This is a genomic window from Acinetobacter sp. 161(2023) (assembly GCF_037027805.1).
In the GTDB taxonomy this organism is placed as follows: Bacteria; Pseudomonadota; Gammaproteobacteria; order Pseudomonadales; family Moraxellaceae; genus Acinetobacter.
In genome coordinates, this window is sequence record NZ_JAZEYD010000007.1 from 221,122 (window position 1) to 227,197 (window position 6,076).

The following is a 6,076-nucleotide window of genomic DNA, read 5'->3' on the forward strand; positions in this document are numbered from 1 at the left end:
AATAATTTATTTACTCTAATTTCAAGTATCACAATTGATTTTATAAAACATATCATCAAGAGTATCTAGTGTCTTATCTTTAACAATATCTAATAATGCATCACGCAAAAAATAAAACGACATCTCCTCTAAAATTAGCATGTTAGATTGCCAAAAATAACGACCAAAATGACAATCACCAGTTGCTCCAAATTTACTCATTAAATATTCAATATTTTTAAGCGTTACTGCTGTTCCAGCATATTTAATATTATCTACAGTAATATTAAAGTCTATATTTTGCTCAACCACATTAAAACTATCCAATTCATGCATAACCAATAGTTTAAATTCAGAACATTCATAAGTAAGCATTTTATAACCCTAATGTTGTATTATTAAAATAACAATAAAGATCACATTTCAACCATAAAGAAAATAAATTATTTTTACTTTACTACTTTCAAAATCCAACTTATAAAAAATATTTATGCGAATCTTATATTACTCTTACTATAATCACATCACTTACAACAAGCATACCCATAAAAATTTATTAAATAAGATAAATTCCTACTTTTAAAACAGAAGTTATTTCCATCTCGTTTTAAAAATAACGGTCTATTCCGCAGTCTCTAAACTCATATATTAATCCTGAATGACTTGAAAAAAATGTGAGCGCAGAAAAAAAATATCCACTTCGAGTAATTAAAGGATCATAAAAGGTTATTTTGAGGCCATCAGAAAAACCATTTGTATTTACAATATCATAGAAAGAACCTAAAGCATAACCTTTCAAATCCATGAAATCCTTAATAAATACAGACGCCAGTTCACCTTTTTTTAAATCATTCATAACCTCAACTGCCATTGCATTATCATCATAATTAACAGAAAAGACTATATAAAAATCTTTCACTTTGAATATAACCTTTTCAATTTCACCAACATTATCTAATTTATTAATAGATTGATCATTACTCTCATTATCGATGAATACATACACCTCATCTATAATCAAATTTAAATCATCTAAGCTATTGATAAAATCAAAAAAATTTTTAACTTCCAAAATAAACCTCATACTATCGATATTACAACTACTTTCTTTTACCTGTTTTCTATCCTAAGTGTTCTACTTACTCTAGTATCTTAAAATTCTTTTAAAATTCTCATTAGGAATTTTACCTTTCATCTGTAAAACTCTCTGACTGAAATCTGTTGTACGTTTTAAGGAATCATACGGAAATTTTGTCCTGCTCCCCCATTTCTTCTTACTATACTTGCTACAGAATCAATAATAACAGGCTCAATTTCTCTATATTCTTGTTGCTGTCTTTTAGAAAACATTTCGAATATACAATTTGCTTTAGGCACCCATATGTATGCATCACCTGCAAAATATGTATGATATCCAGCAACCTCTAAATTATAGGTAGTTTCAACTCGACCTGTTTCCGTTATAGAAATATAAAAAGCCCCTACTTTTAACAGGAACTTTTCCAATTGAGAGAAAGCAAAGAGACTTAGACTCACGAAAATACTTTTGAATAAATTCTATTAACATTTATTTTTTGATGATCAATTAATTCAAACTAAGTGTTGATGACATAGCATCGTACAACTCTTCATCCGCTGCTTCAATTTTGTTGCTTTGTCATCTTTAAAATTAAACCTATAAAGTATATTTATGTGAATTTCAAATACCCTTCACTTTGATCATAGATTTAGAAACTGATGTATTTTACTCATTTTTTTAAATATAAATTGGTTAAAATTTGAAGTTTATCATCACTAACTCCATAATTTTTCATTAAGGTTACAAACCAAGAAACATGCTCATTGAAGTCTTCAACTTGGTCTATATCTTTAGCTAGCAAACAAATACCCAATCTTACTCTTAAGATATCTTTATTATAGAATTCCATAGGAGCTTTTCGTTCATCAATATAATTCCAATACCAATCTAAAGCATCTTCTCTATCTTTACTAACTATACAACCTTTTAATCTTCTTTTAGTAATATCAATAGCATCATAATCGAAATCTTTGAATGTTATATCACACTCACTTAAGAGAGTAACTGCAGAATTCAAATAGCTATTAATTAATGTTTTAGCGTCCATATTATATCCAATACCTTCAATCTAGCTTTACGTAATATTTAAAGTAGCTTTCTCATTTAAAAGCTCAATCAAGTATTCAAAATCATCAGGGTTATCATAGTTATTAAAAGAATACTTGGTTTCTTCAAAGTACTTCCAAGTAATGTTCAAAGGTATAGTTATACAACCAATCCCACCAGTGAGACTATCAGACAAACCACCAAAACTAGAACCAAAGTAGCCCATCAATCCATTCACTTCCTCACCTATACAGCATAAGAAATCATTAAAGGACTTAATATTTCTACCATCTATAACTATTGAACTTACTAAGTCTAGAGGCTTGTACTGTTGAATCCAATACGAAACTTCTATCCACTTCTTTTTCTGTTCTTCATTTAAACTGCACCAATCTTGTAATTTAAGCTGATTTTTCCGATATTTTTTAATTAAATCAATTTTAAAGTCATCAAAACTAGTCTGCTCTTCGCATAAATTTAATATCAATTTATTATCTTTCACTTCAAAAGATTCAATACTAGACCTTATAACCCCGAAATATTCGTTATTTCCTTTTAAGAAGAATATATTAATACCATAGATATCATACTTATATTTTTTACTTTTTTTATCTTTATTTATTTCACCCTCACAAAAAAAACCATGAAAAACAACGTGAGTATCAGTGATTACACAATTTTCTGAAAGATATCCGCTCCAAATAGTTACATTATCATCAAACTCACTAAATTCACTTATTTCAATATAAAAAATATACTCTTCTGTAAGTTCAGAAATCATATAGTATTTTCCTCAATCTCTGCTTTATTTTTCAATTTTGACGGGTTACTAATATGAAATTTCTAATGACGAGTATTTTTTTAAGACTTCAATAAAATCATCTAAATGATGATAATCTTCTTTTGACTCAAAATTATCTTCAGAGTATTGAAAATTTATCCATTTAACTTTTAAAGGAAAATCGCACAGTACATCAGCAAATGCATTAAAGTTATAACCTAAGTATCCTAATACTCCATAAACCTCCTCTCCAAAATAACAATACACATCTTCTTCACACAATAGGTATTTACCATCAACAGTTATATTTAATGATAAAGGTTCCCCTCTCTCGTTCATTCTAAAATAAGCAAAATCTAACCACCATCTTTTTTCAAGCGTCGTAAAATTAAACCATATCTTTTTACCTATAATTTCATTTGAAAGACGAATCAATAGCTCTTCTTTCTTTTTAAATTTTTCAAAATCTTCTAAGTTATTTTTCCCTATAAGATCAGAATCTTGATCAAATTCAATAGAGAATTCTTCACCATTAAAAGTAAAATTTTCAGAAAGAAATAAGCGATTTTCTATATAATTTTCTTTCAATTCTGTAGTGAGCTTATGCCGAGATTCAATAATTATAGAACAGTAGCAATAGTTATTTTTTCCAAGATAACTACTAAAAAGCTCCAAAGATTTTTCAACCCGCTGCAAATCATTAAAATTACTGATTACAACTTTATTATTATCAACCCATATTTTTTCAAAATAAATTCCATCAATAATTTCATTTTTTTCTTCTTCATAAATGTATTTACATAATTTTAGCTCAAACAATTTTCGATTATCCTAACTCTCAGATATATTTGTTAAATATCTTATCATACATATCTAATATTGAATATTTTACATAGATACATGTATGAACTAAATTAGATATGTATCAACTCCTGTTTTTCTTAATTCATATTGCAACCCAGAAGCTAGAGCAACAATCGTTAAGACAGCACAAAATGGATTCGTCTTAGATTCTTTCAACGAATGATCATAAAGCATGAGCTTAATACCATCTGTATATCCTCTTTCATTGACTATAGCGAACATTGTTCCAATTTCTAATCCTTTTAGACTTAATAAATTATTCGAACATCGCTGTTGAATAGTCTTTTCTGGCAAGCAAGAGTAGACCTTTAATTCAATTTCATCAAAATCATAATTAACCGTAATAGCCAAAACTTTTTATTAATTTCAAATATTATACTTTCGACTGGGCCTTCAGAATTAGACTGCCCATCTACAACTAAATAGAGGTCATCTATTTTCCGAACTTCATCAATATTTTCAATTGCATCAAAAATATCGCTTTGCACCATATTCTTACCTTATTATCAAATTCCAATGCCAAAAATTACATATTTTTAAAATACCGCTATATAAGTAATTTAATTTCTCAGACTGCTACTATTAGCACAATAGCTTACTTTAAAATATGTTTTTCTTATTTTCTACAATTATTTCCACTTCTTATCTTCACAAATTACCTTAAATAAATTTAATGCTAATAATTTTTGATTAATTTTAATACTTTTATATAGTTATAACTCATGCCATAATTCAGATTTTAAAAAATAGATAAAACCGACTAAAGCCTATGTTGAATACGATTAAAAAGCTATTTTTCTTATGGTCTAATGGTAAAAGTGAAACAAAAAATGAAAAATATGTTCAAATTGCAATGTCATTTTTTTTCTTATCTGGTCTTATTTTACATGATGGTTATATAGACTATAATACAATTTCAGGGGATCTTCCCCCTCATAGTCCAATCATTGTTATAAAAGGAAATTTCACAAAGCATAAGTCAAAAGCAACAATATATATTAAGCTTTCAGGTGATGTCATATATCCTGATAAAGCTGTAACCTATTACAATGTACCTTATATATTTTATAAAAAAGAAGACGTATATATTAGTAGATCTGCTTTCTCATTTACATATAATTTCTTGAAAGATCACCCTAATGAACCTGTCATTGTATATGGTTTCATATTAGAAAATGGAAGTGGAAATTTTTATCCACTTAAAATTATGAATCTACAAGGTATGGTTTACCCTTCAAATTTTCTTAATGATCTACTCTCTGAACGTAAATATTATTTAAGAACACTCAGTTATAAAATTTTCTTTTTTTCCTTAAGCATGTTCGTATTTATGTATTTAAGCTTTAAAGCCATTAGAGAAAATCAAACTAACAATGTATAAGGTTAAATTACTAAGAACAAATATAATAAATTCTCCTTATTTTGAATTATAAGTATTGATAAATGAGATCTGAAGAATAGGCAAATATTTCTCCCTCACTTACGCTCTCCATACTATAATATAAAATTAAATTCCCTAATTTTGAATCAACTGTACCTGTAGCTTTATCAACAAAACAATCACCTAATGTTAAATAAATACGAACTGTGCTATACCCCAATAATACATTATACTGATATACAATTGCTTCAATTTTAAAGGTGATATCTTCTAAACTGGAAAAACTATCTAAATTTTTTTCGCCAATATCATCATAAATTAATACTAGATTATCAGCATTCTTAACAAAAGACCGTAAATGACTCTTTGCGTCATTAAATACAATCTCTTCTTTAAAAATTATTTTAAGTTCTTCATCTATTTGCATCACAAATGTTTACCTCTTTTAGTAAAATGAATCCAACTGAGAAAATATAACTTGTAACCTAGATTAATTATACATTTTCCTCATTATACTTTTAGTGACTATTAAACTTATTAAGAGAATATTTTCTGCCATAAAATATACGTTATAAAAAAGCTAAGCCCCGATAACGGAGCTTAGCTTTGAAAAATAATTTTAATTACATTGAGACCACCCTCTAGTGCCAATGTATTACCAAGTACAATTGCATCTACATCGTTTTTAACACGAACTGCTGTAGTCATTTGAATTGGTTTTAATTGCAAGTTTTTAGAGTTTTCAGCAATGTCAGTGATAGTCCCTTTTACTGGATCAAAGTTCGGTTTAAGTTTAATCAGTTTAGCAGACTGCAATAATGTTTACGCTTCTGATCGACAAAGAATAGTTCATTTGCATGTATTAAACGTATGACCTAGGTAGAGCCAGACCTAAGATATTAGCAATACTTTTCAACTATATTTATCAAATAAATTTTGATCATAC

At 27.6% G+C, this 6,076-nt stretch carries 10 protein-coding genes and 2 pseudogenes; 1 reads left to right on the top strand and 11 read right to left on the bottom strand.

The features are described 5' to 3' along the window. Positions 1-21 precede the first annotated feature (21 nt). The 9 genes and pseudogenes from WA249_RS09020 to WA249_RS09055 form a co-directional block, all read right to left on the bottom strand. A complete protein-coding gene (locus WA249_RS09020) occupies positions 22-354 on the bottom strand; it encodes a hypothetical protein (RefSeq protein WP_336168037.1) in 333 nt (110 codons plus the stop codon). A gap of 232 nt (positions 355-586) precedes the next feature. Then, positions 587-1,051 (bottom strand): DUF6334 family protein, encoded by a 465-nt coding sequence (locus WA249_RS09025; protein ID WP_336168039.1) that lies wholly within the window; start codon positions 1,049-1,051, stop codon positions 587-589. Positions 1,052-1,209: 158 nt separating this feature from the next. After that, positions 1,210-1,515: a hypothetical protein gene (locus WA249_RS09030; RefSeq protein ID WP_336168041.1), complete on the bottom strand. Its 306-nt coding sequence runs from the start codon at positions 1,513-1,515 to the stop codon at positions 1,210-1,212. A gap of 212 nt (positions 1,516-1,727) precedes the next feature. Further along, positions 1,728-2,105, bottom strand: coding sequence for a hypothetical protein (locus WA249_RS09035; protein WP_336168043.1), 378 nt, complete (start codon positions 2,103-2,105; stop codon positions 1,728-1,730). 27 nt (positions 2,106-2,132) lie between these two features. After that, positions 2,133-2,885, bottom strand: coding sequence for a barstar family protein (locus WA249_RS09040; protein ID WP_336168044.1), 753 nt, complete (start codon positions 2,883-2,885; stop codon positions 2,133-2,135). A gap of 48 nt (positions 2,886-2,933) precedes the next feature. After that, positions 2,934-3,704, bottom strand: a complete 771-nt coding sequence (locus WA249_RS09045) for a hypothetical protein (protein ID WP_336168046.1) — start codon at positions 3,702-3,704, stop codon at positions 2,934-2,936. Between the two features lie 90 nt (positions 3,705-3,794). Further along, entirely contained in the window at positions 3,795-3,971 is a 177-nt protein-coding gene (locus tag WA249_RS18950; protein WP_442891956.1) for a hypothetical protein, read from the bottom strand. A gap of 6 nt (positions 3,972-3,977) precedes the next feature. Next, a pseudogene (locus tag WA249_RS18955) lies at positions 3,978-4,100 on the bottom strand (DUF6334 family protein); the annotation flags it as partial. Further along, positions 4,058-4,240: a hypothetical protein gene (locus tag WA249_RS09055; RefSeq protein WP_336168051.1), complete on the bottom strand. Its 183-nt coding sequence runs from the start codon at positions 4,238-4,240 to the stop codon at positions 4,058-4,060. The pseudogene WA249_RS18955 and the gene WA249_RS09055, both read right to left, overlap by 43 nt. Before the next feature lie 278 nt (positions 4,241-4,518). Between WA249_RS09055 and WA249_RS09060 the strand changes: the two genes are divergently transcribed. Continuing rightward, the gene (locus WA249_RS09060; RefSeq protein WP_336168052.1) at positions 4,519-5,130 is read left to right on the top strand and encodes a hypothetical protein; all 612 of its coding nucleotides are present in this window, start codon (positions 4,519-4,521) and stop codon (positions 5,128-5,130) included. A gap of 46 nt (positions 5,131-5,176) precedes the next feature. On the opposite strand, the gene WA249_RS09065 is transcribed toward WA249_RS09060, so the two are convergent. Together WA249_RS09065 and WA249_RS09070 are read right to left on the bottom strand one after the other, a co-directional pair. Next, positions 5,177-5,557 carry a hypothetical protein gene (locus tag WA249_RS09065; protein ID WP_336168060.1) on the bottom strand — a complete coding sequence of 127 codons (381 nt, stop codon included), beginning with the start codon at positions 5,555-5,557 and terminating at the stop codon, positions 5,177-5,179. A 191-nt stretch (positions 5,558-5,748) separates the two neighbouring features. Further along, positions 5,749-5,952: pseudogene (locus tag WA249_RS09070) on the bottom strand (MetQ/NlpA family ABC transporter substrate-binding protein); the annotation flags it as partial. Positions 5,953-6,076 lie beyond the last annotated feature (124 nt).

Coding starts and splice junctions, on each gene's coding strand:
- WA249_RS09065 (WP_336168060.1), bottom strand. CDS start 5,557: ATGCAAATAGATGAAGAACTTAAAATAATTTTTAAAGAAGAGATTGTA.
- WA249_RS09055 (WP_336168051.1), bottom strand. CDS start 4,240: ATGGTGCAAAGCGATATTTTTGATGCAATTGAAAATATTGATGAAGTT.
- WA249_RS18950 (WP_442891956.1), bottom strand. CDS start 3,971: ATGTTCGCTATAGTCAATGAAAGAGGATATACAGATGGTATTAAGCTC.
- WA249_RS09020 (WP_336168037.1), bottom strand. CDS start 354: ATGCTTACTTATGAATGTTCTGAATTTAAACTATTGGTTATGCATGAA.
- WA249_RS09035 (WP_336168043.1), bottom strand. CDS start 2,105: ATGGACGCTAAAACATTAATTAATAGCTATTTGAATTCTGCAGTTACT.
- WA249_RS09040 (WP_336168044.1), bottom strand. CDS start 2,885: ATGATTTCTGAACTTACAGAAGAGTATATTTTTTATATTGAAATAAGT.
- WA249_RS09060 (WP_336168052.1), top strand. CDS start 4,519: ATGTTGAATACGATTAAAAAGCTATTTTTCTTATGGTCTAATGGTAAA.